This window comes from Aquibaculum sediminis (genome assembly GCF_040712085.1).
In the GTDB taxonomy this organism is placed as follows: domain Bacteria; phylum Pseudomonadota; class Alphaproteobacteria; order Kiloniellales; family DSM-21159; genus Aquibaculum; species Aquibaculum sediminis.
In genome coordinates this window covers 47868-73424 of sequence record NZ_JBFCVK010000007.1, presented here as the reverse complement: position 1 = coordinate 73424, position 25557 = coordinate 47868, and the positions used below count along the sequence as shown (strand labels likewise).

General features: G+C 65.1%; 20 protein-coding genes. 13 read left to right on the top strand and 7 right to left on the bottom strand.

What is annotated here, in order from left to right; all coding sequences use genetic code 11:
* Window positions 1-239: 239 nt before the first annotated feature.
* A complete protein-coding gene (gene rpmE, locus ABZ720_RS12550; protein ID WP_366555872.1) occupies window positions 240-467 on the bottom strand; it encodes a 50S ribosomal protein L31 in 228 nt (75 codons plus the stop codon).
* A 163-nt stretch (window positions 468-630) separates the two neighbouring features.
* Here rpmE and ABZ720_RS12545 point away from each other — a divergent pair, with 163 nt between their 5' ends.
* The 8 genes from ABZ720_RS12545 to ABZ720_RS12510 all read left to right on the top strand — a co-directional run bounded on the left by ABZ720_RS12545 (window position 631) and on the right by ABZ720_RS12510 (window position 12359).
* Complete coding sequence (locus ABZ720_RS12545) at window positions 631-2493, top strand: ABC transporter transmembrane domain-containing protein (protein WP_366555871.1); 1863 nt, start codon at window positions 631-633, stop codon at window positions 2491-2493.
* 153 nt (window positions 2494-2646) lie between these two features.
* Window positions 2647-3603 (top strand): malate dehydrogenase, encoded by a 957-nt coding sequence (gene mdh / locus ABZ720_RS12540; protein WP_366555870.1) that lies wholly within the window; start codon window positions 2647-2649, stop codon window positions 3601-3603.
* Window positions 3604-3785: 182 nt separating this feature from the next.
* Window positions 3786-4982 (top strand): ADP-forming succinate--CoA ligase subunit beta, encoded by a 1197-nt coding sequence (sucC, locus tag ABZ720_RS12535; RefSeq protein WP_366555869.1) that lies wholly within the window; start codon window positions 3786-3788, stop codon window positions 4980-4982.
* Window positions 4982-5866 (top strand): succinate--CoA ligase subunit alpha, encoded by an 885-nt coding sequence (gene sucD / locus ABZ720_RS12530; RefSeq protein ID WP_366555868.1) that lies wholly within the window; start codon window positions 4982-4984, stop codon window positions 5864-5866. Before sucC ends, sucD begins: the two co-directional genes overlap by 1 nt.
* Window positions 5867-5973: 107 nt before the next feature.
* A complete protein-coding gene (locus ABZ720_RS12525) occupies window positions 5974-8940 on the top strand; it encodes a 2-oxoglutarate dehydrogenase E1 component (RefSeq protein WP_366555867.1) in 2967 nt (988 codons plus the stop codon).
* A 48-nt stretch (window positions 8941-8988) separates the two neighbouring features.
* On the top strand, window positions 8989-10728 hold the full coding sequence (odhB, locus tag ABZ720_RS12520) for a 2-oxoglutarate dehydrogenase complex dihydrolipoyllysine-residue succinyltransferase (RefSeq protein WP_366555866.1): 1740 nt from the start codon (window positions 8989-8991) through the stop codon (window positions 10726-10728).
* Between the two features lie 59 nt (window positions 10729-10787).
* Complete coding sequence (locus ABZ720_RS12515) at window positions 10788-11528, top strand: AMP-binding protein (RefSeq protein WP_366555865.1); 741 nt, start codon at window positions 10788-10790, stop codon at window positions 11526-11528.
* 81 nt (window positions 11529-11609) lie between these two features.
* Window positions 11610-12359: a glucose 1-dehydrogenase gene (locus ABZ720_RS12510; protein WP_366555864.1), complete on the top strand. Its 750-nt coding sequence runs from the start codon at window positions 11610-11612 to the stop codon at window positions 12357-12359.
* A 31-nt stretch (window positions 12360-12390) separates the two neighbouring features.
* Here the strand turns inward: ABZ720_RS12510 and ABZ720_RS12505 are convergent, their stop codons facing one another.
* Window positions 12391-13413, bottom strand: coding sequence for a bifunctional riboflavin kinase/FAD synthetase (locus ABZ720_RS12505; protein ID WP_366555863.1), 1023 nt, complete (start codon window positions 13411-13413; stop codon window positions 12391-12393).
* An 11-nt stretch (window positions 13414-13424) separates the two neighbouring features.
* Window positions 13425-13901, bottom strand: coding sequence for a flavin reductase family protein (locus ABZ720_RS12500; protein WP_366555862.1), 477 nt, complete (start codon window positions 13899-13901; stop codon window positions 13425-13427).
* A gap of 237 nt (window positions 13902-14138) precedes the next feature.
* Between ABZ720_RS12500 and ABZ720_RS12495 the strand changes: the two genes are divergently transcribed.
* Genes ABZ720_RS12495 through metH form a run of 5 tightly spaced genes read left to right on the top strand, consistent with a single transcriptional unit; the run spans window position 14139 to window position 20589 of the window.
* Window positions 14139-15116, top strand: coding sequence for an ArsR/SmtB family transcription factor (locus ABZ720_RS12495; RefSeq protein ID WP_366555861.1), 978 nt, complete (start codon window positions 14139-14141; stop codon window positions 15114-15116).
* Window positions 15116-15970: a methylenetetrahydrofolate reductase gene (locus ABZ720_RS12490; protein WP_366555860.1), complete on the top strand. Its 855-nt coding sequence runs from the start codon at window positions 15116-15118 to the stop codon at window positions 15968-15970. Before ABZ720_RS12495 ends, ABZ720_RS12490 begins: the two co-directional genes overlap by 1 nt.
* Before the next feature lies 1 nt (window position 15971).
* The gene (locus ABZ720_RS12485) at window positions 15972-16835 is read left to right on the top strand and encodes a homocysteine S-methyltransferase family protein (protein ID WP_366555859.1); all 864 of its coding nucleotides are present in this window, start codon (window positions 15972-15974) and stop codon (window positions 16833-16835) included.
* 5 nt (window positions 16836-16840) lie between these two features.
* Window positions 16841-17929, top strand: a complete 1089-nt coding sequence (locus ABZ720_RS17485; RefSeq protein ID WP_438264101.1) for a homocysteine S-methyltransferase family protein — start codon at window positions 16841-16843, stop codon at window positions 17927-17929.
* Window positions 17926-20589 carry a methionine synthase gene (gene metH / locus ABZ720_RS12480; RefSeq protein ID WP_438264100.1) on the top strand — a complete coding sequence of 888 codons (2664 nt, stop codon included), beginning with the start codon at window positions 17926-17928 and terminating at the stop codon, window positions 20587-20589. Before ABZ720_RS17485 ends, metH begins: the two co-directional genes overlap by 4 nt.
* A 5-nt stretch (window positions 20590-20594) precedes the next feature.
* Here the strand turns inward: metH and ABZ720_RS12475 are convergent, their stop codons facing one another.
* From ABZ720_RS12475 to ABZ720_RS12460, 4 genes are all read right to left on the bottom strand, one after another.
* A complete protein-coding gene (locus tag ABZ720_RS12475) occupies window positions 20595-21701 on the bottom strand; it encodes a COX15/CtaA family protein (RefSeq protein WP_366555858.1) in 1107 nt (368 codons plus the stop codon).
* 107 nt (window positions 21702-21808) lie between these two features.
* The gene (locus ABZ720_RS12470) at window positions 21809-22072 is read right to left on the bottom strand and encodes an usg protein (protein WP_275823611.1); all 264 of its coding nucleotides are present in this window, start codon (window positions 22070-22072) and stop codon (window positions 21809-21811) included.
* A gap of 133 nt (window positions 22073-22205) precedes the next feature.
* Window positions 22206-22610 carry a tellurite resistance TerB family protein gene (locus ABZ720_RS12465; protein WP_275823612.1) on the bottom strand — a complete coding sequence of 135 codons (405 nt, stop codon included), beginning with the start codon at window positions 22608-22610 and terminating at the stop codon, window positions 22206-22208.
* A gap of 156 nt (window positions 22611-22766) precedes the next feature.
* Entirely contained in the window at window positions 22767-25313 is a 2547-nt protein-coding gene (locus ABZ720_RS12460) for a VWA domain-containing protein (RefSeq protein ID WP_366555857.1), read from the bottom strand.
* Window positions 25314-25557 lie beyond the last annotated feature (244 nt).

Genomic DNA, 25557 nt, shown 5'->3' with positions numbered 1-25557 from the left:
CGGAGCGATCAACGCCCATCAGGGCGCGTCTCGCTGCAAATCTCTACATAAGATTGTATCGATTGCAGGGAGGCGGAGGCAATGGCTTTCCCCGCCGCGAACGACAGAGACGAGCGGTTGCCCGGAGGTTGCGACACAGCGTCACAAGCCGCAAAACACAACAAGGGCGGCCGCAAAGGGCCGCCCTGCTGCGTCTACTGTGCCAGAACCGAGCCATCGCGTGGCCCGGTGCCGCGCAATCAGTCGTTCTTCAGGCCGAAGGCACCGAAGCGCTTGTTGAACTTCGCCACCTGGCCGCCACGCTCCGACACCCGGTGAACGCCGGTCCAGGCCGGATGCGTCTTGGGGTCGATGTCGAGGCGCAGCGTGTCGCCCGCGCTGCCGTAAGTCGAGCGGGTCGTGTACTCGGTGCCGTCGGTCATGATGACGGTCACTTCATGATAGTCAGGATGAATACCTTGTTTCATCGCGCACCTCCGTAAGTCGCGCGCCTTGTAACCAAGGGACGGGGCTATTGCAAGGCCGCCTTGCTCCCTGCCGTCCGGCATGCGATCTAGCAGCCGCGCCCGACGGAGCCTCGAGACTGGTTCTCCGCGGCGGGCCTTTTGCAATCAGCCGGAACAGGTGCCGATGGCACGCATCCAGGAAGCCGCGACGGCCGCGGCGCGTCAGCAGTTCGATCGACCGACCGGCCGGGACTTTCGGGTCCTGACCTATCTCTGGCGCTTCGTTAGACCCTACAAGCTGCAGGTTGCCGGCGCGATGGTGGCGCTGGTGATTGCGGCCGCGACATTGCTTGCCATCGGCACCGGCCTGCGCGGGCTGGTGGACGAGGGCTTTGCTGCCGGCGACACGGCACGGCTCGACCGGGCGGTGCTGGGCCTCTTCGGCGTGGTGGTCGTGCTCGCACTGGCCTCCTATGGCCGCTACTTCCTGGTGACCTGGATCGGCGAGCGGGTGATCGCCGACGTGCGCACGACGGTCTACGGCCATGTGATCCGGCTCTCCCCGGCCTATTACGAAACCACCCGCACGGGCGAGGTCCTCTCCCGGCTGACCTCGGATACGACGGTGCTGCAGACCGTGGTTGGCACCTCCGTGTCCATCGCGCTGCGCAACACCCTGCTCTTTGCCGGCGGCCTGATCATGCTGCTGATCACCTCGCCGAAGCTCACCGGGCTGGTGCTGCTGGTCACGCCGCTGGTGGTCTTCCCCATCCTCCTGTTCGGGCGCCGGGTGCGCCGGCTGTCGCGCGACAGCCAGGACCGCATCGCCGATGTCGGCGCCTATGTGGACGAGTCGCTGAACGCGATCCGCACGGTGCAGGCCTTCACTCACGAGGACCTGGACCGCGCCCGCTTCACCGGCCGGGTGGAGGAGGCCTTCACCACCGCGGTAGCCCGCATCCGTGCCCGCGCCTGGCTAACGGCTTTGGTCATCCTGCTGGTGTTCGGTGCGGTCTCCGCCGTGCTCTGGATCGGCGGTCGCGATGTCCTGAACGGCCGAATCAGCGGCGGCGAACTGGCGTCCTTTGTCTTCTATGCCGTGGTGGTGGCCGGCGCCTTCGGAGCGATCGGTGAGGTCATCGGCGATCTGCAGCGTGCTGCAGGTGCCACGGAACGGCTCATCGAACTGCTGCGAACCGAGCCGGAGATTGCCGCTCCCGCCCAGCCGGTGGCCCTGCCGGAGCCGCCCGTAGGCGCCGTTCGCTTCGAGTCCGTGGCCTTCCGCTATCCCGCCCGCCCCGATGCACCGGCCCTGGAAGGCTTCGATCTGGCGGTGGAGCCGGGCGAGACCGTGGCGCTGGTGGGCCCCTCGGGCGCCGGAAAGTCGACGGTCTTCCAGCTTCTGCTGCGCTTCTACGATCCGCAGGCGGGACGCATTCGCTTCGACGGAGTCGATCTGCGCGAGGCCGATCCCCAGGCTCTGCGGCAAAGGATCGGCCTGGTGCCGCAGGATGCCGTCATCTTTTCCGCCGACGCCTGGGAAAACATCCGCTACGGCCGCCCCGGCGCGAGCGACGACGAGGTGCGTGACGCGGCCGAGGCCGCCGGCTGCACGGAGTTCCTGGATGCCCTGCCGCAGGGCTTCGCCACCTTCCTGGGCGAGCGCGGCGTGCGCCTGTCCGGCGGCCAGCGCCAGCGCCTGGCCATCGCCCGGGCCATCCTGCGCGATCCGGCGGTGCTCCTGCTCGATGAGGCGACCTCGGCCCTCGACTCCGAGAGCGAGCGCATGGTGCAGAGCGCTCTCGACCGCCTTTCGCGCGGGCGTTCGACTCTGGTGATCGCCCATCGCCTGGCCACGGTTCAGCGCGCGCACCGCATCGTGGTGCTGGATCGCGGGCGTGTGGTGGCCAGCGGCACCCACGAGTCGCTCATGGCCGAACCCGAAGGCCTCTATCGGCGCCTGGCCACGTTACAGTTCGATCAGGCCGATCGCTTTGCCGGCGACCGCCTCTCGCCGGCGCTCCCGCTGTCCACCGCCGGCGCCTGATCTGGACGGCCGGCCGCTAGTCAGAAGGCGACGCCGCCTTGTGTCCAACCGGCAAAGGTCGTAAACAGCGGCGGTCCTTTTTCCGCGTTTTTTCGGCGCAACGATAGCCGTTCGACCCCTTGTCGAAGCGGCCTCGAATCCGGGGAGTTTTCCATGGCACGCAACAAGATCGCGCTGGTCGGCGCAGGCAACATCGGTGGCACGCTGGCCCTGCTGGCGGGCTTGAAGGAACTGGGCGACGTCGTGCTCTTCGACATCGTCGACGGCATTCCCCAGGGCAAGGCACTGGACATTGCCCAGTCCGCTCCGGTCGAAGGCTTCGATGCCAACTTTTCCGGCGCCAGCGACTATTCGGCCATCGCCGGCGCGGATGTGGTGATCGTCACCGCCGGCATTCCGCGCAAGCCGGGCATGAGCCGCGACGACCTGCTGGCCACCAACATGAAGGTCATGAAGGCGGTCGGCGAGGGCATCAAGACGCATGCGCCGGACGCCTTTGTCATCTGCATCACCAATCCGCTGGATGCCATGGTCTGGGTCCTGCGCGAGGCCTGCGGCCTGCCGCACAACAAGGTGGTGGGTATGGCTGGCGTGCTCGATTCCGCGCGCTTCCGCCACTTCCTGGCCGAAGAGATGCAGGTTTCCGTGGAGGATGTCTCGGCCTTCGTGCTCGGCGGTCATGGCGACACCATGGTGCCGATGGTGCGCCACTCCACCGTGGCCGGCATTTCGCTGCCGGATCTGGTGAAGATGGGCTGGATCACCCAGGAAAAGCTCGACGCCATCGTCGATCGCACCCGCAATGGCGGCGCCGAGATCGTGGGCCTGCTCAAGGCCGGCTCGGCCTTCTACGCCCCGGCCTCCTCGGCCATTGCCATGGCGGAGAGCTACCTCAAGGACAAGAAGCGTGTGCTGCCCTGCGCCGCCTATCTGTCCGGCGAATATGGTGTGGACGGCTTCTATGTCGGCGTGCCGGCGGTGATCGGTGCGGAAGGCATTGAGCGGATCGTGGAACTCGAACTCAACGAAACCGAAATGGACGGCTTCACCCACTCGGTGAATGCGGTGCGCGGACTGATCGACGCCTGCAAGAATCTCGAAGGCGCGTGATCTGGCGCATGCGGCGAGACCGATCGCCTCGATCCCAGGTATTTCCGGCGCCGGTTGCGCCGTTTCGGCAGGCTGTTAAAGTGCCACCGGGAGGCGAAGGCGCCGGAAAACATGGGTGTGGGGCGGAGCGTGTTTCGACAGCTTCATTCTAAACTTTCCTTGGAAGAAATGAGCGCAACAGCATGAATATTCACGAGTATCAGGCGAAGAGCTTGCTCGCGAAGTTCGGTGTGGCCGTGCCCCGCGGGCATGTCGCCTACACGCCGGACGAAGCGGAAGCGGCCGCAAAGGAACTCGGCGGCCCCGTCTGGGTGGTCAAGTCGCAGATTCACGCCGGCGGACGCGGCGCGGGCCGCTTCCAGGACGACCCTGAAGGCAAGGGCGGTGTGCGTGTCAGCAAGTCCATTGAGGAAGTCCGGGACAACGCCAAGGCGATGCTGGGCCATGTGCTGGTCACCAAGCAGACCGGGGCCGCGGGCAAGGAGGTCAAGCGCCTCTATATCGAGGAAGGCTGCGACATCGCTCGTGAGCTCTACCTGTCCATGCTCGTGGATCGCGCCAGCAGCCGGGTGACGGTGGTCGCTTCCACGGAAGGCGGGATGGAGATCGAGGAGGTGGCAGCCTCCCATCCCGAGAGGATCGTCAAGGAGCCTGTGGATCCGGCCGTCGGCCTCATGCCCTTCCAGGCGCGCAAGATCGCTTTCGCGCTGGGCCTCGAGGGCAAGCAGGTGGGCGCGGCCACGAAGTTCCTGGCGGCCATGTACAAGGCCTTCACCGAGCTCGATGTCTCCCTGATGGAGATCAATCCGCTGGTGGTGACGGGCGAGGGGGCGGTGATCGCCCTCGATGCCAAGATGGGCTTCGATGACAACGCGCTCTTCCGCCATCCTGACGTCGCCGAAATGCGCGACGAGGACGAAGAAGATCCGATGGAGATCGAGGCCGGGCGCCACGAGCTGAACTACATCAAGCTCGACGGCAACATCGGCTGCATGGTCAATGGCGCCGGCCTGGCCATGGCCACCATGGACATCATCAAGCTCTACGGCGGCGAGCCGGCGAACTTCTTGGATGTCGGCGGTGGTGCGACGAAGGAGCGGGTGACCGCGGCCTTCAAGATCATTCTCTCCGACCCCAACGTCGAGGGCATCCTGGTTAACATTTTCGGCGGCATCATGCGCTGCGACGTCATTGCCGAGGGCGTGGTCGCCGCGGCGCGCGAGGTCAGCCTGCATGTGCCGCTGGTCGTGCGGCTGGAAGGCACCAACGTGGAACTCGGCAAGAAGATCCTGGAGGAGTCCGGTCTGCCCATCGTGTCGGCAGACAACCTCGCCGATGCGGCGGAGAAGATCGTGAGCGCAGTGAAGGAGGCGAACTGATGGCCGTTCTGGTCGACAAGAACACCCGGGTCATCTGCCAGGGCTTCACCGGCGCGCAGGGGACGTTCCATTCCGAGCAGGCGATTGCTTACGGCACCAACATGGCCGGCGGCGTGACCCCGGGCAAAGGTGGCAGCAAGCACCTGGACCTACCGGTCTTCAACACCGTGGCCGAGGCGGTGAACGACACCGGCGCCAACGCGAGCGTGATCTACGTCCCGCCGCCCTTCGCAGCCGACGCCATCCTGGAAGCCATCGATGCCGGGATTGAGCTGGTGGTCTGCATCACCGAGGGCATTCCGGTGCTGGACATGGTGAAGGTGAAGCGCGCCCTGGTGGACAGCAAGGCGCGGCTCATCGGCCCGAACTGCCCCGGCATCATCACGCCGGACGAATGCAAGATCGGCATCATGCCTGGCCACATCCATCGCCGCGGCAAGATCGGCATCGTTTCGCGCTCCGGCACCCTAACCTACGAGGCTGTTGCCCAGACCACCGCAGCGGGGCTGGGGCAGTCCACCTGCATCGGCATCGGCGGCGATCCGGTCAATGGCACCGACTTCGTCGATTGTCTCGAGATGTTCCTCGACGACGATGAGACCGAAGGCATCATCATGATCGGCGAGATCGGTGGTGACGCCGAGGTGAAGGGTGCCGAATACCTGGCCGCCGCAGCCACCAAGAAGCCGGTCTGCGGTTTCATTGCCGGCCGCACGGCGCCTCCGGGGCGTCGCATGGGCCATGCCGGTGCGGTGATCTCGGGCGGCAACGACACGGCCGACTTCAAGATCAAGGCGCTGCAGGAGGCAGGCATCTTCGTGGCCGACTCACCGGCCAGCCTGGGCAGCTCCATGGTCAAGGCCATGCAGGCCGCTGGTAAGTAGCGCGCACTGTGTTAAATGAGACCGGGGGAGTTGCATTCGACTTCCCCGGCCTTTGATTGGAAGGAGGCGGCGCGGCCGCCCTTGCGGGTCCCGCGCTGAAAGAAGCGATGGCGCAGCAACAGGCGAGTGGTGACGTGCAGCTGATGGGGCCTCATGCGCCCGAACTGGCGGCGCTCTATGCCACCTATCTCGGTTCCCCGGATGCCGTGGGGGCGGACTGGAAGGCGTTTTTCGATGCTCTGGACGAGGATGCCCGTGCGGTCCTGAACGAGGCGGTGGACTGGCCGGAAGGGGCGGAACCCGGCGACACCGGCGTCCAGGGCTGCCCCGACGGCTACACCCGGCCGGCCCGCTCGCCACGCCCCATGCTGCCGCCCGGCGCGGTTCCCGCGGACATCAACGATCCGCGTGTGCGCGCCGCGACCGTGGACTCGATCCGCGCCCTCATGCTGATCCGCGCCTATCGCGTTCGCGGGCACCTGGAGGCTCAGCTCGACCCGCTCGGCCTGGTCAAGGTCGAGCCGCATCCGGAACTCGATCCGAAGTCCTATGGCTTCAGCGATTCCGATATGGATCGGCCGATTTTCATCGACAATGTGCTGGGCATGGAGATCGCCACGCTGCGGGAGATCGTGCAGGCGCTGCGCGAGACCTACTGCGGTTCCATTGGCGTGGAGTTCATGCACATCCAGGATCCGGACCAGAAGCGCTGGATCCAGGAACGCATCGAGACCCGGGACCACAATCGGACCGACTTCACCATTCCCGGCAAGCGCGCCATTCTTGAGCGCCTGACGGCAGCGGAATCCTTCGAGAAGTTTCTGGACCGCAAGTACACCGGCACGAAGCGCTTCGGCCTGGATGGCGCCGAGGCGATGATCCCGGCGCTGGAGCAGATCCTCAAGCGCGGTGGACACCTTGGGCTCGAGGAAGTGGTGATCGGCATGCCGCACCGCGGTCGCTTGAACGTGCTGGCCAACTTCATGGCCAAGCCATTCCAGGCGATCTTCAGCGAATTCCAGGGCGGTGCTGCGCACCCTGAGGATGTGGGTGGCTCCGGCGACGTGAAGTACCACCTTGGCACTTCGGCGGATCGAGAGTTCGACGGCAACGTGGTCCACCTGTCCCTGACCGCAAACCCCTCGCACCTGGAAGCGGTGAACCCGGTGGTCTGCGGCAAGGTGCGTGCCAAGCAGCAGCAGCGCGGCGACAGTGACCGCACCAAGGTCATGGCCCTGCTGCTGCATGGTGACGCGGCCTTCTCGGGCCAGGGGCTGGTGCCGGAGACGCTCGATCTCTCCGAGCTCAAGGGCTACCGCATCGGCGGCACCATCCATTTCATCGTCAACAATCAGATCGGCTTCACCACCAATCCGGTGAATTCGCGCTCCGGGCCCTATTGCTCGGATGTGGCCAAGATCATCCAGGCGCCGATCCTGCACGTGAACGGCGACGATCCCGAAGCCGTGGTTCATGCGGCGCGCATCGCCACGGAGTTCCGGCAGACGTTCAAGAAGGACGTCGTCATCGACATGTTCTGTTATCGCCGCTTCGGCCATAACGAGGGCGATGAGCCGGCCTTCACCCAGCCGCTGATGTACGAGCGGATCAAGGGCCACCCCTCGACCCGTCACATCTATGCCCAGCAGCTTTCGAGCGAGGGGGTGGTCTCGGAGAAGGAGCCGGATGCGCTGGTGCAGCAGTGGTTCGACCGGCTGGATCAGGAGTTCGAGGCCTCCAAGTCCTACAAGCCCAACAAGGCCGACTGGCTGGAGGGGGCGTGGAGCGGCTTCAAGGCTGCGCGGGGCTACGATCCGCGTCGCGGTCGCACGGCCGTGTCAGAGGAGCAATTGAAGGAAGTCGGCGAAGCGCTGTGCAGCTATCCGGAAGGCTTCAACGTCAATCGCAAGATCCAGCGCCAGCTGGACAACAAGCGCAAGGTGTTCGAGAGCGGGACCGGGATTGATTGGGCGACGGCCGAGGCTCTGGCCTTCGGCACGTTGCTGATCGAAGGCCATCCGGTGCGCATGTCGGGGCAGGACAGCAATCGCGGCACTTTCTCCCAGCGCCATGCTTCGCTGATCGACCAGAAGACCGAGGAGATTTACAAGCCGCTGGAACACATCCGGCCGGATCAGGGCAAGCTGGAAATTGTCGACAGCCCGCTGTCCGAACTGGCGGTCCTGGGCTACGAGTACGGCTACTCCCTGGCCGAACCCAAAGCTTTGACGCTCTGGGAGGCGCAGTTCGGCGATTTCGTCAACGGTGCCCAGATCATCATCGACCAGTTCCTCGTTTCCGGCGAGGCCAAGTGGCTGCGGATGTCCGGGTTGGTCATGCTGCTGCCCCACGGCTACGAGGGGCAGGGGCCGGAGCACTCATCCGCGCGGATGGAGCGCTTCCTGCAGCTCTGTGCTGAAGACAATATCCAAGTGGTGAACTGCACCACGCCAGCCAACTTCTTCCACGCGCTGCGCCGACAGGTCCATCGGGAGTTCCGCAAGCCGCTGGTGGTGATGACTCCGAAATCGCTGCTGCGGCACAAGCGCTGCCAGTCCAACCTGGCGGACATGACGGGGGACAGTTCCTTCCACCGGGTCATGGTGCAACCGCAGCTGCCCAGCAAGCCGAAGGACGCCAAGCAGGTCGTGCTCTGTTCGGGCAAGGTCTACTACGACCTGCTGGAGGAGCAGGAGAAGCATCAGGTCAAGGATGTGCATCTCATCCGACTGGAGCAGATCTATCCCTTCCCCTGGGATGCTTTGCAGGAACGGCTCGAGCCCTACCGTCACTGCGAACTGGTCTGGTGCCAGGAAGAGCCGCGGAACATGGGCGCCTGGTCCTTCGTCGAGACCTTCATCGAGGAAACGGCGGATGAGATCGGCTTCAAGAAGCCGCGACCGCGTTACGCCGGTCGGCGGGCCGCGGCGTCGCCAGCAACCGGGCGCTTTCAGCGGCACGTGGCCGAACAGAACCAGCTGTTGCAAGAGGCGTTCACCGTGGGAATGGCGCGGGTCGGGCGCATCGGCACCCGCCGCGCGGCCGACGAGGAACAGCACGCAGCGGCAAAGTAGTCGACCCCCTTCGCAGCCACCGGACGAACCAAGGACGAGAGAGCGATCATGACAACCGAGATCCGGGTCCCGACGCTGGGCGAATCAGTCACCGAGGCAACGGTGGCCAAATGGCTGAAACAGCCCGGCGAGAGTGTGGCCGCGGACGAACCCTTGGTGGAGCTTGAAACCGACAAGGTGACGCTCGAGGTCAATGCGCCAGCAGCCGGTGTATTGAGCGAGGTCCTGGCGGAAGAGGGCGCCAACGTCGAGGTCGATGCACTGCTGGGCCGCATCGGTGAAGGGGAGGGCCAGCCCGCCGAAAAGGCGCCGGCGGCTGATTCGCAGAAGTCCAAGCCCGCTGCACCAGAACCCGCCGAGGAAGAAGCGAGCGAGGCCGCGCCGAGCGAAGAGGAGCCCGGCGGCGGCGAGGAACAGCAGGTTGTCGTGCCGACGCTTGGCGAGTCCGTGGCGGAGGCTTCGGTCGCTAAGTGGCTGAAGCAGGAAGGCGACAGCGTGGGCGCGGACGAGCCCCTGGTGGAACTGGAAACCGACAAGGTCAGTCTCGAAGTCAATGCACCTGTGGCCGGTGTGCTCACGCGGATCGATGCAGCGGAAGGCGCCTCTGTCGAACCGGGTGAAGTGCTGGGCGCTGTCACCGCCGGTGGAGCGGGGGCGAAGTCGGCGCCAAGCAAGCCCGCTGCTGCGGCGGAACCCGAAGCGAAGGCACCCGCGGCGGCTCAGCCCGAGAGGGCGGCCCCTGCAGAGGCGACGACCGGCGACCTCGATCCCAGTGCGGTGCCGCGCAGTGGTGAAGGCGGAAAGATCACGGCGCGCGACCTGAAGAGCTTCCTGGAGAGCGCGGGCGGAAGCTCGAGCATGACCCTTTCGCCTGCTGTGACCAATCTGGTGGCTGAGCATGGCCTGGACCCGGCGCGCATCCCTGCGACCGGCCCCAAGGGACGCCTGACCAAGGAAGACGTCCTGGCCGTGGTGGAAGGGCGCAAGGAACTGCTGGCAAAGCCTCAGGTGCAGGCAGCGCAAGCGCCGGCACCGGCCTCCCAGCCCACTGCCGAGCCCAAATCGACGGCGGCTCCCGCCGACTCCTCGCCGCGTGAGGAGCGGGTGCGCATGACCAAGCTGCGCCAGACCATTGCCCGACGCCTGAAGGAAGCGCAGAACACGGCGGCCATGTTGACCACCTTCAACGAGGTAGACATGGGCGCCGTCATGGCCCTGCGGTCCAAGCACAAGGAAGGCTTTGAGAAGAAGCACGGGGTGAAGCTGGGCTTTACCTCCTTCTTCGCCAAGGCCGTGGTGGCGGCGCTGAAGGAGGTGCCGGCGGTCAATGCCCGTATCGACGGGGATGAGATTGTCTACAACAAGTTCTTCGACATCGGCATGGCGGTCTCGACACCCCAGGGCTTGATGGTCCCCATCATTCGTGATTGCGACGGCAAGTCCTTCGCGGAGATCGAATCCTCGCTTGGCGAGATTGCTGGCCGCGCGCGCGACGGCAAGCTCAAGATCGAGGAGATGCAGGGTGGCAGCTTCACGATCACCAATGGCGGCGTCTTCGGCTCGCTGCTCTCCACGCCGATCCTCAATGCACCGCAATCGGGCATTCTCGGACTGCACAAGATCCAGGAACGGCCCATGGCCGTGAACGGGCAGGTGGAAGTTCGGCCGATGATGTACCTCGCGCACTCCTACGACCACCGCATCGTCGATGGTCGCGAGGCAGTGACCTTCCTGATCAAGGTCAAGGAAGCGATCGAGGATCCCGAGCGCTTGCTTCTGGACCTGTGACCGCGGGCCGTCAGGCGCCGTTGGCGCTGCAGGCCTATGTTGACGCAGGGCGAGGCAGTGTGGACTTCCTCGGCCGCACGACATCGGCTCCGGCCCTGGCGCATGCCGGCCGGGCGCTGGCGGCCGGTCTGGTCGAAGCGGTGCCAGGGGGGCTGGGCCACGGCGACCGGGTGGCCGTGCTTCTGCCCAACAGTCCCACACACATCGAACTGCTGATTGCCGCCGATTGCTTGGGCTTGCTCCTGCTGGTCCTGGACCCGCGGGAGGAGGAGGCTGAACTGGCCGCACGCCTTGGCGCCAGGCCGCCGAAGCTGCTGATTACCTCCAACCCGACGCCGCTTTTCGATAAGGTGCTGCGGCTCATGCGTGCCTGTCCTGCCGATATGCCGGTGGCCGTTGACCGTTTGACCGATCTCTTGCCCTTTCCGCGCAATCTGATCGCGCCTCTGTTGCGCGGCGGCGGTCTGGCGACGCTGCCGCCGGATCCACGCTTTCTGCGTTATGCCTCCCTGAGGAAACGGGAGTCGTTCGGGGGAGCAGTGCACGGAATGACGGCCCTGGAGGGCCTGATGACGGAGTGGGACGCTGCCCGTCTCGGAACCGAGATTGCGGCAGCAGCGGTGCCGAAGCGACAGGACGAGCGCTGGTTGCTGACGGCCCCTTTGGCCGATGCGCGCAGCTTTGCCGCGGTGCTGCGCGGGCTGGAGGCTGGCGCTCGCGTGCTGCTCTCGCCGCGGCTCGACCGAAAGAGCCTGGCGAAGATCGGCCAACAGGCTGCAAGTGAGCGGGAGATACCCTGAGGCTAACCCGGGAACGGGCTTGTCTTGCTCTCCCTACTTGAGGATGATCCTGCAACAAGAGATGGAAGCGAGGGACGCTGCATGAGACTGAAGGACAAGGTTGCCATCGTCACCGGTGCCGGCGGCGGTTTCGGCGAAGGCATTGCCCGGCTGTTCGCGGAGGAGGGGGCCAAGGTCTGTGTCGCCGATATCCGCGCCGAGGAAGCCAAGCGCGTTGCCGGTGACATCGGCGCGGCCGCCATCGCTGCTGTGGGCGACGTTTCGACGGCTGCCGGCATCGATGCGATCGTCTCCGCCACGCGCGCGGCCTTCGGCGAGGCGGATATCGTGGTCAACAACGCGGGCATCACCCACCGCAACCAGTCGATGCTGGAAGTGGACGAGGAGACCTTCGATAAGGTCTACGCCGTCAACGTCAAGGCGATCTATCTCATGGCGAAGGCGACCGTGCCGGCCATGCGCGCCAAGGGCGGCGGGTCCGTGATCAACGTGGGCTCCACGGCGGGCATCCGTCCGCGCCCCGGCCTGGTCTGGTATAACGGCTCCAAGGGTGCGGCCAACGTGATTTCCAAGTCCATGGCTGTGGAACTGGCTCCGGACAACATCCGGGTGAATGCCATCTGCCCGGTCATCGGTGAGACCGGGCTGCTCGAGCACTTCATGGGTGTACCGGACACGCCGGAGAACCGGGCCCGCTTCGTCGCAACCATTCCCTTGGGGCGAATGAGCAAGCCTTTGGACATTGCCCGGGCTGCCCTCTGGCTGGCCTCGGAAGAGGCGGAGTTTATCACCGGCATCGAGCTGCCGGTGGATGGCGGGCGCTGCGTTTGAGCGCGCGTCCGGTCAGTAATGCGCCCACCAGTCAGGACTCGCCGGGTCGTATGGGAAGGAAGGAACTGGCCGGCCAGTTGCCCTGCCAGTCTTCCCAGGCCAGCGTGGCGCGGGCTCGGCGCAAGTCCTCGGTCATCTGGTTCTTCAGGGCGTCCAGGCTGTCGAAGCGAGCTTCGGGCCGCAGGTAGTCGATAAACGCCACTCGTAGATGACGGCCGTAAAGGTCGCCCTGATAGTCGATCAGGTGCACTTCCAGCAGTGGTTCGGCGTAGTTGAACATGGGGCTGATGCCCAGATTGGCCACACCCGGCAGCCAGCGGGTCGTGCTGCGCCCCTCGCTCGAGGCGCCTTCCACGGCCACGCGCACGGCATAGATGCCGAAGGCGGGGCGCAGCGTATCGCGCCCGAGCAGGATGTTGGCTGTGGGAAAACCCAGTTCGCGGCCGCGCTTGGCGCCATGATGCACCCGGCCCTCGATCTCCCAGTAGCGGCCGAGCAGCAGTGCCGCGCGGGTCGGATTGCCGGCCTGCAGGTAGTCCCGGACCAGGCTGGAGGAGTAGACTTCCTGCGCCTGGCCCGGCGCGGAAGCCATGCCGAGGCCGCTGACGCCGAAGCCGAATGATTGCCCGTACTGCTGCAACGCGTCCACATCACCGGCGCGCCGGTTGCCGAAGCGAAAGTTCGCTCCCACCACCACATGCTTGAGCGCCAGCCCCTCATGCAAGACCTCTCGGGCAAAGGCTTCGGGCGTCAAGCCGGCCAGCGCCCGATTGAAGCGCAGCACCCAGAGCACCTCGACGCCCAGGCTTTGCAGCAGGCGGGCCTTAACTCGCAGCGGGGTCAGCCGAAAGGGCGCAAGATCGGGTGCGAAGAGGCGCCGCGGGTGCGGTTCGAAGGTGACCATGCCCCAGGGTGCGTTTCGCGCTGTCGCCAGCGCACGGGCATGCTCCAGGAGGTGCATGTGACCGCGATGGATGCCATCGAAGTTGCCGATGACCGCGACCGCGTTGCGGCACTCAGGTGGCGTTGCGCGCGGGTGGCGAATCAAGCGCATGTGATACGTCTCTAGGCGCTGACGAAGTGGCCGTAGCGGCCGCGCTTGTAGAGCAGTGCATCACGCTCCGGCTCGTTGCGCACCCGCGTGACCTCGCCGACCAGGATCAGATGGTCGCCGGCCTCGATCACTTCATGGCGGGCGCACTCCAGCCAGGCGACGCAGCCGGGGATCAGCGGAATGCCCCCGGACCCTGCAGTCCAGCGCAGACCCGCCCATTTGTCGGCCATTGGGGTGGCGAAGCGCTTGGAGAGTTCGGCCTGCGCACTTTCCAGGATGTTGATGGCGAAGTGGCCCGCCGACACAAAGGTGGGCAGGCTGAAGGCGCTCCGGTCAAGGCAGAAGAGCACCAGGGGCGGGTCCATGGAGACCGACGAAAAGGAGTTCACCGTCACGCCCACGGGGGTGCCGGTCTCGTCAATGCTGGTGACGATGGCGATGCCGGTGGCAAAGCTGCCCAGGGCGTCGCGCAGATCACTTCGATCCACGGTGCTTGCCTCTGGGCTCCCCTGCGGCGCCGCTTTCTCGCCTGCTCCGGTCATTCTCCGCTCCTGCCATTACGAAGTGGTCATATCGACCATCGGCCCCCTCGGTGCAACCGCTCAGGGCAGCAGGCGCCGACAGATCTGCGATGCATCCGATGACCATGCGCCTCTTTTGCTCCTCTTGAAGTCGGCAGCATAAGGGTATAAAGATATCTTTATATGAGCGAGCGAGGACCAGGGATGGACGTGCTTTTGCAGGGGCTGAGGGCAGCGGCGGAGCCGACACGGCTGCGTGTGCTGGCGCTTTGTGCCCATGCGGAGCTCACGGTCAGTGACCTGGTCGAGATTCTCGGCCAGTCCCAGCCCAGGGTGTCGCGCCACCTCAAGCTGCTTGTGGAGGCAGGTCTCCTCCAGCGGCACCAGGAGGGCTCTTTTGCCTACTATCGGCTTTCCGATCGTGGGCTTGGGGCTGAACTGTCCCGCCAGCTCGTCGACCTGCTGCCGGCGGAAGACCCGCTGCATGCGCGTGACCTGGAGCGGCTTCAGGCGGTGCAGGAAGCCTGGGCGGTCAAGGCTGCCGCTTATTTCCGCCGCAACGCCACGGACTGGACCCGGCTGCGGGCGCTGCATGCCAACACCGACACGGTGGACAGCGCCTTGCGGGAGATCGTCCTGGCCGAGCCTATCGACGACCTTCTCGATGTGGGCACCGGCGCCGGGCATGTCCTCAAGCTTTTGGGCGATCATGCCCGCAGTGCCATAGGCGTCGACCTGTCGCGCGATATGTTGACCGTGGCCCGGGCCAATCTTTTCCGGGCCGGTCTGCGGCACTGCCAGGTGCGTCATGCCGAGATGACGGTTTTGCCCTTTGCCGCGGGGCGTTTTGACGTGGTGACGCTGCATATGGTGCTGCACTACGCGCAGCGCCCTGCGGCGGCGATCAAGGAAGCGGCGCGGGTCTTGCGGCCGGGAGGGCGGCTCGTGGTCGTCGACTTCCTGCCGCATGAACGCGCCGAACTGCGCAGCGAGCATGCCCATCGTTGGCTGGGCTTCTCCGATGCTGGGATGACCGATTTCCTGAGTGAAGCGGGTCTGGTGGCGGAACGTTCGCACTCTCTAGCCGGCGGTCCCTTGACCGTTGGCCTTTGGCTCGGGCGCCGGCCCGCCAATGACAGTCTCAACTCTGATAACGCAGAAACTGCGAGGAAGGTGATCTGATGCGATTCTCCTTCGAATTCTTTCCGGCGCGCACGCCGGCGGGAGAGCGTCAACTGGCCGAGACGGCCAAGAAGCTGGCGCCCCTGCGCCCGGCCTTTGGGTCCATGACCTACGGCGCCGGCGGGTCCGGGCGTGAGTCCAGCAATAAGGGGCTGCAGCTTCTGCTGGATACGCCGGGCATGGACCCGGCCGCCCATATCACCGTCGTGGGGCAGCCGAGGGCCGAAGTGGACGCCCAGTTGCAGAGCTGGCTGGACGCCGGCGTGAAGCGCTTTGTGGCCCTGCGCGGCGACATGCCCGATATGGCGCGGCCCTATCGCCCGCATCCGGAGGGCTATCCCGGGGCGGTGGAACTGGTGGCGTCGCTGCGGCGTATGGGCGCCGAGGACATCAGCGTGGGCTGCTATCCCGAAGGCCACCCGGAATCGCCGTCCATCGAAGCCGAACTGGAGCATCTCAAGCGCAAGCTCGATGCCGGTGCCGACCGGGCGGTGAGCCAGTTCTTCTTCAATATCGATGATTTCCTCCGCTTCCGGGATCGTGCAGTGCGCGCCGGCATCACGCAGCCCTTGGTCCCGGGTATCGTGCCGGTGCACGACTTCAACAAGGTGAAAAGCTTTGCCGAGCGCTGCGGCGCCACGGTGCCCGATTGGGTGGGCGAGCGCTTTGCCGGGCTGGAGGACGATCCGGAAACCCGCGGCCAGGTGGGTGCCGTCATCGCAGCCGATCTTTGCCGCGATCTGCGCGCCGAAGGCATCGAGGATTTCCACTTCTACACACTCAACAAGGCGCCGATGACCCTGGCGATCTGTCGACTGCTGGGGATCCGGCCCGATCTGCAAGAGGCGGCCTGACATGCGACGCCTGGAGGAGGCACTGGCACAGCGCGTGCTGTTGACGGACGGCGCCGTCAGCCGCCAGCTGCGCAAGCAGCCCATCGACCCTGAGCGCGACCTCTGGGGGCACGAAGGGCGGCTGGAATTGCTGTGCCTCACTCGACCGGTTTGGGTTAAGGCGGTGCACGAAGCCTATCTTCGTGCGGGCGCCGACGTGGTGCGCAGTCACACGCTCGATGCTTCGCCGCTGTCGCTGGAGGATGCGGGGCTGGCCGACCAGGCCTTCTACCTGAACTTCGTCGCGACGCAGATCGCCTGCGAGGCAGTGGATTCCATCCCCGGTCGCGGCCGCCGGCGCTTCGTGCTGGGGCTGGTACGTGACCAGGGCTGGGATGCGTCGCCGGGCGAACTCGAAGCTGCCGTGGCGACACAGGCCGAAGGCCTGATCGCCGGGGGCGCCGACGGGATCGCCCTGGATGTGACGCCGGGGACCGGTCGCGCTTCCCTCTTTCTGCGCGGGGCGGAGAAGGCACGGCGCCAACTGGGCGCCATGGCACCGCTTTACCTCCAGAGCACGCCCGGCGCCGTCGCTTACTCGAACCACGTCCTGGAGCAGGTCGATGGCACGATCATCTATCGCAACGGTTCGCGGGCTCGCGGCGACTGGCTCACCCGGGCCGTTCAAAGTGAAGGTGTGAACCTGATCGGGGGTGGCGATACCCCCGAAGACACCGCGGCGCTTGACCGACGCCTGCGCCTGCTCGCCGACGACGGGCTGCGGCCGCTCAATGCCGCCGCCCGCGCAGCAGGTGCCCACAGCGATGAGAGCGTAGTGCCGTCTTCGGCGCTGCGCCTCGATCCAATCATCACGGAGTTACATTGAATTTCATGACTGATCGAAAGACCCGAAGAAAGGCGCTGCACGCAGCGGCCAAGGAACGGATACTTCTGCTCGACACAGCGATGGGTACCGCCATCCAGGGACTTGACCTGGAGGAGGATGACTATCGTGGTGATCGCTTCAGCGACCACTCGCGCGACTTGAAGGGTGATAACGACCTGCTCGCTCTCACCCGGCCCGAGTTGATCCGCGACATCCACCGCGAGAATCTCGAGGCTGGTGCCGACATCCTGGAGACCAACACCTTCAACGCCACCGCGATCAGCCAGGCGGAGTACGGCCTGGAATCGGCGGTGGATGATCTGAACCGCGGTGCGGCCCAGTTGGCGCGTGACGCCGCCGATGCCATGACCGAGAAGACGCCGGAGAAGCCGCGCTTCGTGGCCGGAGTGATCGGCCCGACGTCTCGCACCGCCTCGCTGTCCCCGGATGTCGAGGATCCCGGCTTCCGCAACGTAACCTATGACGAGCTGGTCGAGAACTACCGGCAGGCAGCCAAAGGCCTGATCGAAGGTGGTGCCGACTTGATCCTGGTGGAAACGATCTTTGACACGCTCAACGCGCGGGCGGCGCTCTTCGCGCTGACCGGTCTGTTCGACGAGTTGGGCGATGCGGTGCCGATCATGATCTCCGGCACGATCACGGATCTCTCCGGTCGCACGCTCTCGGGCCAGACCCCGGAAGCCTTCTGGCATTCCGTGCGCCATGTGGCGCCCTTCTCGGTCGGGCTGAACTGCGCTCTGGGCCCCAAGGAGCTGCGCCCGCACGTGGCCGAGTTGAGCCGGATCGCCGATACGCTTGTGTCCGCGCATCCCAACGCCGGCTTGCCGAACCAGTTCGGCGGTTACGATCTGGGACCGGAAGAAATGGCCGAGCATATCGCCGACTGGGCCAAGGATGGACTCCTGAACATCGTGGGTGGCTGCTGCGGCACCACCCCAGAACACTTGAAGGCCATTGCGGCTGCCGTCGAGGGCAAGGCGCCCCGGCGTGTCCCGCAGATGAAGCCCTGGATGCGGCTTTCCGGCCTCGAGCCCTTTATTCTGCCCCGTGATGAAGAAGAGGAGGCAGCATGACCACCGGACGTTTTGTCAACGTCGGCGAACGCTGCAACGTCGCCGGCTCCGCCCGTTTCAAGAAGCTGATCGCTGCCGAGGACTACGCCACCGCTGTTGAGGTGGCCCGCACCCAGGTCGAGAACGGTGCCCAGATCCTGGACGTCAATATGGACGACGCCATGATCGATGCCGTCCAGGCGATGACGCGCTTCCTCAACATGATCGCCGGCGAGCCCGATGTGGCGCGCGTGCCGGTCATGATCGACAGCTCCAAGTGGGAGGTGATCGAGGCCGGCCTGAAGTGCGTGCAGGGCAAGCCCATCGTCAACTCGATTTCCCTGAAGGAAGGCGAAGAGCCCTTCCTGGAGCAGGCGCGCCTGGTCAAGCGCTATGGCGCCGCCGTGGTGGTGATGGCCTTTGACGAGCAAGGTCAGGCGGCAACCGCTGACCACAAGTTCACCATCTGCGAGCGCGCCTACCGCTTGCTGGTGGACAAGGTCGGCATCCTGCCTGAGGACATCATCTTCGATCCCAACATCTTCGCGGTGGCGACGGGAATCGAGGACCATAATGACTATGCTCGGGCCTTCATCGAAGCATCGACCCGTATCCGCAACGAGCTGCCGCACGCGCATATCTCGGGCGGCCTTTCGAACGTCTCCTTCTCGTTCCGCGGAAATGAGCGGGTGCGTGAAGCCATGCACTCGGTGTTCCTCTTGCACGCGATCCGTGCCGGCATGGACATGGGCATCGTCAACGCCGGACAGATCACGGTCTACGAGGACATTCCCGACGAGCTGCGTGAGGCCTGCGAGGATGTGATCCTCAACCGCAATCCGGAGGCGACCGAGCGCCTGCTGGAGATTGCCGAGCGCTATCGCTCGGATGGCGCTGGCGCGCGCAAGGAGCAGGATCTCTCCTGGCGCGAGATGCCGGTCAACGATCGCCTGTCGCACTCGCTGGTCCACGGCATCGACAAGTGGATCATTGAGGACACGGAGGAAGCCCGCCTGAACCATGACAAGCCGCTCGAGGTGATCGAGGGGCCGTTGATGGACGGCATGAACGTGGTCGGCGACCTCTTCGGCGCCGGCAAGATGTTCCTGCCGCAGGTGGTGAAGTCTGCGCGGGTCATGAAGAAGGCCGTGGGGCACCTGCTGCCCTACATCGAAGCGGCCAAGCAGGAGGGCGACAGGGACACCAAGGGTCGCATCCTCATGGCCACCGTGAAGGGTGACGTGCACGACATCGGCAAGAACATCGTTGGCGTCGTGCTGCAGTGTAACAACTACGAGGTCATCGACCTCGGCGTCATGGTGCCCACCGCGAAGATCCTCGAGACGGCAAGGGCGGAAAATGTCGACATCATCGGTCTTTCCGGACTGATCACGCCCAGCCTGGAGGAGATGGGCTACATCGCCAGCGAAATGCAGCGCGAAGGTTTCGAACTGCCGCTGCTGATCGGCGGGGCGACCACCAGCAAGATCCACACTGCCGTCAAGATCGCGCCCAACTACAAGGGCCCGGTGGTGCATGTGCTGGACGCCAGCCGCGCAGTTGGCGTGGCTGGTCGGCTTGCCTCCCCAACGCTGCGCGAGCCCTTCGTGAAGGACATCGATCAGGAATATGAGAAGATGCGCGAGTCCCACGCCAAGAAGGGCAGCGGGCGCGCGCGTGTGGCGATCGAGGACGCCCGGGCCAATGCCCTGAAACTGGATTGGGCGAATTACACGCCGCCGCGGCCGACTTTCGAAGGCCTGCGGGATTTCCAGGGCTATGATCTGGAAGAGCTGATCTCCTGCATCGACTGGACTCCCTTCTTCTCCACCTGGGAGCTGCACGGGCGCTATCCGACGATCCTGAAGGATGAGAAGGTGGGCGAGGCCGCCCGCAGCGTCTTCAACGATGCACAGAAGATCCTGGAGCGCATGGTTGCGGAATCCTGGCCCGGCCCCAAGGCGGTGCTCGGCTTCTGGCCCGCGGCTTCGGACGGGGACGATATCGTTCTGTTCGATCCGGAATCGGGCGAGGAAATGAAGCGGTTGTACCACCTGCGTCAGCAGATCGCCCGGCGAGAGGGGCGGGAGCGCCCGCACTTGGCCCTTTCGGATTTTGTGGCCCCGCTCGACGGTCCGCCGGACTGGCTCGGCGCCTTCTGCGTCACCTCCGGTCCGGAGATCGAAAAGCGTGTGGCGGAAGCCAAGGCGCGCGAGGACGACTACGAGGCCATCATGATCCAGGCCCTGGGCGATCGTCTGGCCGAGGCCTTTGCCGAGCGCATGCATCAGCGGGTGCGCATGGAGTTCTGGGGCTATGCGCCGGACGAGGATCTGAGTAACGAGGATCTGGTTGCGGAGAAGTATCGCGGGATCCGTCCGGCGCCGGGCTATCCAGCCTGCCCGGACCACACGGAAAAGCGCACGCTGCTACCGCTGCTCGAGACCGAGAAGCGTTGCGGCGTGACCTTTACGGAATCCTGCGCCATGCAGCCGGCCTCGACTGTGTCGGGCTGGTACTTCTCCCACCCCGAAAGCCAGTACTTCGGCGTCGGCCGGATCGAGCGCGATCAGGTCGAGGACTACGCCCGTCGCAAGGGCTGGACCGTGGAGGAGGCCGAGCGCTGGCTTGCCCCCAACCTGGCCTACGACCCCTTGGCCTTGCGTCAGGCTGCGGAGTAAGCGGGCTATGACCCCTGGCTGCTGCGTCCGGCTTCGACCGGGCGCAGCAGATGCAGCGCCAACAGGGTCAGGCCGAGCAGGATCAGCGCCCCGGCCTGATGCAGGGCGCCCAGGCTGACCGGCACCACCAGCAGCAGAGTGGTGACTCCCAGGAGGAACTGGATCACCGCCATCCCGGCGATGGCAGCCATTGCCCTGGCCGCCGCGGTGGCGAGTTTCTGACGGCGTGCGTAGGCCCAGAGCACCACGGCGCCAATGAGCGTCAGTGTCGCCAGCAGACGGTGGTTGAACTGCACTGTCGCGTGGTTTTCGAACAGGTTGGCGATCCAGGGCTGAAGCATGCCATAGCCGCCGGGAATCACCCGTCCATCCATCAGGGGGAAGGTGTTGTAGGTGAAGCCGGCCCGGAGCCCGGCAACGAAGCCGCCGGAGACCAGGGTGATGCAGATCAGCACCAGCAATGCCACCAGCCAGCACCGCAGGGAGCGGGTTTCCGGCGCGCTGCGCGTCGGCGCGGGTGTCACCAGGCGGAACGTCAGCCAGAGCATGTAGGCGTAGATAAACACTGCCAGTCCCAGGTGCAGGACGAGTCGGTACTGGCTCACCTCGGTGCGGTCGGCAAAGCCGCTCGCCACCATGAACCACCCCATGAAACCCTGAAGTCCCCCGAGTGCGAGCAGCATGATGGCGTGCGGTTTGATCCAGGTCGGAAGCCGCCCACGCAGCCAGAACCAGACCAGCGGGACGAAGAAGACGAGACCGATCAGCCGACCCCAGAGGCGGTGGATCCATTCCCACCAGAAGATGGTCTGGAACTCTTCCAGGGTCATGCCCTGGTTCAGCAGCTGGTACTGCGGGATCGTGCGGTAGAGGTCAAAGACCCGCTGCCACTCCGCCTGGGACAGGGGGGGCAGGGTGCCGGTGATCGGCGCCCATTCCATGATTGAGAGACCTGACTCCGTCAGGCGCGTAATGGCGCCGATGACGGCCATGGCGAAGACCATGGCGGCAGAAAAGCCGAGCCACAGCGCCACGGCGCGTGGCTGGCTGCGCGCATCGACGCCAGACCGAAGCGTGGCGTCGACGGGCGAGGTGTGACCTGAGGTGGACATGCGCGGCAGTCTAGCCGCGCTTTGCGGCGGAGCAAGCCGGCCACAGGAGCTCCGGCGCGGCGGAATGCCGCGGCCGGGTCAGGTTACTCGCGGGCGCGGCGTCGACCTCAGTGCAGGGAAAGCATGCAATCGGCCCGGCGCAACTCGCTCTGTCCGATCAGCTTCTGGCTGTCCACCTTGACGCTGTGCAGCTTGCCGTCGAGATTCCGGCTCCAGAAGTCGAGGAATCGCCGCAACTGCGGAAACTCCGGTGAAATGTCGTAATCCTGCCAGACGTAGCTCTGCAGCAGATGCGGGTGATCGGGCATGTGATACAGGATCTCGGCCGTGGTCAGCCGATAGTCTTTCAACTGAAGCGCCAGTGCGGACATCCGGAACCTCCCTGATTGTCGAGCCATCAACAACGCACAGGAATCTTGCCCGGTCTTGAACGCGACTGGCAACAAAAAATTAGATATAACAAAGGATTAGCAGCCGTCTCCCAGAGTGGCTGCCAGGGCGCCGTCAGGCAGTGCGGAAGCGTGCGCCCGCGCCGCGCTCAATGGCGGCCGCTTCCAGCCGGCCGACGCCGATGTGATGGCGCAGCATTTCCAGCAGCCGCAGTTCCTCCTGGGTCGCTGTGCCGTCTGCCGCCACGACGTCGCATGCCAGGGCATAGGCGGTTTCCCGCAGGCTTTCCGGCAGCGCTTCGTCGATTGCATCCAGGGCGGTGTCGATGCCGTCCGGATCCTGCAGCAGTTCGACACAGGCCTGCGTTGTCGGGCTCAAGCGGTCGAACTCGAATTCCTGAAACACCGGCAGGAGACGGATCATTTCGCTCATCATGCGGATTTCACGGTCGTTCATTTCCTGGTCCGCCACGGAGGCAAGGACCATGGTGTAGATGAGGGCACCGTGCGTATCGAGCATGAGGCGGGATCCGTCAGAAGGTGAAGGGATGGGCAGCAAAACGCTCCCAACCGCCGTTCGTCAAGGAAAAGTCCGAAACCTTGTCCGGGCCTTTTCGGGACGCAGCGCGGTCGAGCAGGCGGCCCTCCGGCAAGAAGACCGGAGGAGCCGCCAGCCCTACTGCACCTGGATGATGGCGCGGCTCAGGACCTTGCGCTCGGAGATGTCCAGCAAGCGGAATTCGTAGCTGCCGGGGGCATCGGGCAGGGTGAAGGTCAGTTCCTCCGCGCTTGCCGATTGCATCTCGATCCAGGTGAAGTCCGCCTGATCGGCTTGAGCCAGGGAGATGCGACGGTCGTTTCCGTTGTCCTCGGCCGACCAGGTCACCGCTATGGACTCTCCGGGCGTGCCCGTCTCGGGCACACTCAGGGATCCCCCGTCATCCAGGGCGGCTGTTGCGGAAACCACCTCGAGGTCGTGGCGGGCGAGCACGCGACGTCCTTCGTCCAGGACGTAGCGGAGCTGGTAAAAGCCCATTGTCTCCGGGGCGGTAAGATCAGCCTCCTGGGCATCACGCACACGGGCGTAGGTCTCGTAATCGCCGTCGTCGGAGCCGAGAGGCGCAATGGAGACGTAGTCGCGCGGGCTCGGCGCGCTGCCGGTCCAGGCCACCCGGAACTGGTCGCCGGCCCGGACTGTGTCCGGTCCCGACAGTTCCATGCCTGCTTCGACCACCTCGATTTCCGCTGATGCCAGGGTCTTTCGTCCTTCGTTCAAAATGTAGCGCACCTCGTAGAGGCCGGGAGTGGCCGGTGCGGTCACGGAACCCTGCGTGTTGTCGCGCGTCCTCGTGTAGTTGCCATACTCGCCCTCACCAGTGCCCATGGGGACGATGGTCACATAGTCCTGTGGATGAATGGGGTTGGTCCAGCTGACCTGGAAGCTTGCGCCAGTCACGACCTGCTCGGGCGCCGAAACCGTGACTTCGGCCTCGACGATCTCGATCGCTGCAGAAGCCAGCGTTTTCCTGCCTTCGTTCAGAATGTAGCGGACCTCATAGAGTCCGGGCTGAGCCGGGGCTTGCAGAGAGCCTTCGGTGTTGTCCCGTGTGCGGACGTAGTCACCGCTCTCGCCTTCGTCGGCGCCCATGGGGACGATGGTCACATAGTCCTGTGGATGGATGGAGTTTGACCAGCTGACCTGGAAGGTGGCGCCGGCGGTTGCCTGCTCGGGCGCCGAAACCGAGGCTTCGGCCTCGACGATCTCGATCGCTGCAGAAGCCAGCGTTTTCCTGCCTTCGTTCAGAATGTAGCGGACCTCATAGAGTCCGGGCTGAGCCGGGGCTTGCAGAGAGCCTTCGGTGTTGTCCCGTGTGCGGACGTAGTCACCGCTCTCGCCTTCGTCGGCGCCCATGGGGACGATGCTCACGTAGTCCTGTGGATGGATGGAGTTTGACCAGCTGACCTGAAAGGCGGCGCCGGCGGTTGCCTGCTCGGGCGCCGAAACCGAGGCTTCGGCCTCAACGATCTCGATCGCCGCTGATGCCAGGGTTTTTCTGCCTTCGTTCAGAATGTAGCGAACCTCATAGAGGCCGGGCTGAGCCGGGGCTTGCAGCGAACCTTCGGTGTTGTCCCGTGTGCGGACGTAGTCACCGCTCTCGCCTTCCTCGGCGCCCATGGGGACGATGGTCACATAGTCCTGTGGATGGATGGATTCGGACCAGGAAACGGCGAAGGTTGCGCCGCTGGTGGCGTTCTCAGGCGCTTCCAGCGTGATGGCCGCATCCACCACCTCAAGCTCAGCCGAGCCGGCGGTCCTGCGTCCGTCATTCACGACATAGCGCACCTCGTAGAGTCCCGTGTCGGCGGGAGCCCGCAGTGTGCCCGCGTTGTCGTCCCGGACACGGATGTACTTCCCGGCCTCGCCGTCCTTTGTGCCGAATGGGACGATGGTCATCATGTCACGCTCCAACTGTTCGGGGGCATTCCACTGGACCTTTACGGCCGATCCGATTGTCGCGGTTTCGGGCGCAGTCACCTCAACCGACGGCAGGGCCGGTGCCTCCGGCTCTGGTTCCGGCTCTGGTTCCGGCACGGTGGCCTGAGCCAGGGTTGCACCGACCTCACCCAACGCGCTGCTGAGTTCATCGGCATTATCGGCTGCCAGGAAGCGGCCGCCGGTCCGATCGGCCAGGCAGGCAACGGCCTCCTGATCCTCGCCGCTCAGATCGAAGCCGACCACATGAGCGGTGAAGCCAACGCCGGCGGTTTCGAGTTGATCCGCAAGCGCACAGGGATCGCGCTGGCAGGTCTCGACACCGTCAGTGATCAGGATGACTGTCGCCGGGTTGTCCCGAAACGCCAGCACCTGGGCGGCTTCTTCCACCGCGGCTGTGAGAGGCGTCTTGCCGCGCGGCGTGATGGCATGCACGCGCTCCATGAAGCTGTCGCGCTCGAGCGGGCCGGGCAGGATGATCGTTTCTATGTCGCCGCAATCGGCTTCCCGCCGATGCCCGTAGGCCATCAAGCCGACGTTGCTTCCGTCCGCCCATTCGCCCAGCAGGCTGCCCATGGCCTCGCGGGCAATCTCGATTTTGGCGACGCCATCGATCTGCCCCCACATCGAGTTGGAGCCGTCATAGACGACCATCACGTCGTCGGCGGCGTGGCTGGCTCCGACTGTCAGGAAAAGGAACCCAGCGGTCCAAGTGAGCGTTCTGTGCATTCGGCCGCTTCCCGTTTATTCTTGCAACGTATTGATTCGGTCGTCCGGGGCAGTGACGGAGGTGTAGAGCGATATTGCGGCGTGCTGTGTCGCTCTTCCTCTGCCGGTGACGCCCCCAAGCTCGCCCAAACATGAGCGTGGTGCTCTTTTCTCGAGTGACACCGACCTCTACTTCTAGGCAAAGCTTGCAGTGGTCGCAACTGATGCTTTTCCGGGCGCACCAACCGCGACGCAGGCTGGAGAA

What these genes read in the sequence shown, in the direction of transcription:
- ABZ720_RS12490 (WP_366555860.1), top strand. Translation starts at nt 15,116, where the DNA reads ATGCGATTCTCCTTCGAATTCTTTCCGGCGCGCACGCCGGCGGGAGAG.
- ABZ720_RS17485 (WP_438264101.1), top strand. Translation starts at nt 16,841, where the DNA reads ATGACTGATCGAAAGACCCGAAGAAAGGCGCTGCACGCAGCGGCCAAG.
- ABZ720_RS12525 (WP_366555867.1), top strand. Translation starts at nt 5,974, where the DNA reads ATGGCGCAGCAACAGGCGAGTGGTGACGTGCAGCTGATGGGGCCTCAT.
- sucD (WP_366555868.1), top strand. Translation starts at nt 4,982, where the DNA reads ATGGCCGTTCTGGTCGACAAGAACACCCGGGTCATCTGCCAGGGCTTC.
- ABZ720_RS12545 (WP_366555871.1), top strand. Translation starts at nt 631, where the DNA reads ATGGCACGCATCCAGGAAGCCGCGACGGCCGCGGCGCGTCAGCAGTTC.
- ABZ720_RS12505 (WP_366555863.1), bottom strand. Translation starts at nt 13,413, where the DNA reads ATGCGCTTGATTCGCCACCCGCGCGCAACGCCACCTGAGTGCCGCAAC.
- ABZ720_RS12485 (WP_366555859.1), top strand. Translation starts at nt 15,972, where the DNA reads ATGCGACGCCTGGAGGAGGCACTGGCACAGCGCGTGCTGTTGACGGAC.
- metH (WP_438264100.1), top strand. Translation starts at nt 17,926, where the DNA reads ATGACCACCGGACGTTTTGTCAACGTCGGCGAACGCTGCAACGTCGCC.
- mdh (WP_366555870.1), top strand. Translation starts at nt 2,647, where the DNA reads ATGGCACGCAACAAGATCGCGCTGGTCGGCGCAGGCAACATCGGTGGC.
- ABZ720_RS12510 (WP_366555864.1), top strand. Translation starts at nt 11,610, where the DNA reads ATGAGACTGAAGGACAAGGTTGCCATCGTCACCGGTGCCGGCGGCGGT.
- odhB (WP_366555866.1), top strand. Translation starts at nt 8,989, where the DNA reads ATGACAACCGAGATCCGGGTCCCGACGCTGGGCGAATCAGTCACCGAG.
- ABZ720_RS12475 (WP_366555858.1), bottom strand. Translation starts at nt 21,701, where the DNA reads ATGTCCACCTCAGGTCACACCTCGCCCGTCGACGCCACGCTTCGGTCT.
- ABZ720_RS12460 (WP_366555857.1), bottom strand. Translation starts at nt 25,313, where the DNA reads ATGCACAGAACGCTCACTTGGACCGCTGGGTTCCTTTTCCTGACAGTC.
- ABZ720_RS12495 (WP_366555861.1), top strand. Translation starts at nt 14,139, where the DNA reads ATGGACGTGCTTTTGCAGGGGCTGAGGGCAGCGGCGGAGCCGACACGG.
- sucC (WP_366555869.1), top strand. Translation starts at nt 3,786, where the DNA reads ATGAATATTCACGAGTATCAGGCGAAGAGCTTGCTCGCGAAGTTCGGT.
- ABZ720_RS12465 (WP_275823612.1), bottom strand. Translation starts at nt 22,610, where the DNA reads ATGCTCGATACGCACGGTGCCCTCATCTACACCATGGTCCTTGCCTCC.
- ABZ720_RS12470 (WP_275823611.1), bottom strand. Translation starts at nt 22,072, where the DNA reads ATGTCCGCACTGGCGCTTCAGTTGAAAGACTATCGGCTGACCACGGCC.
- rpmE (WP_366555872.1), bottom strand. Translation starts at nt 467, where the DNA reads ATGAAACAAGGTATTCATCCTGACTATCATGAAGTGACCGTCATCATG.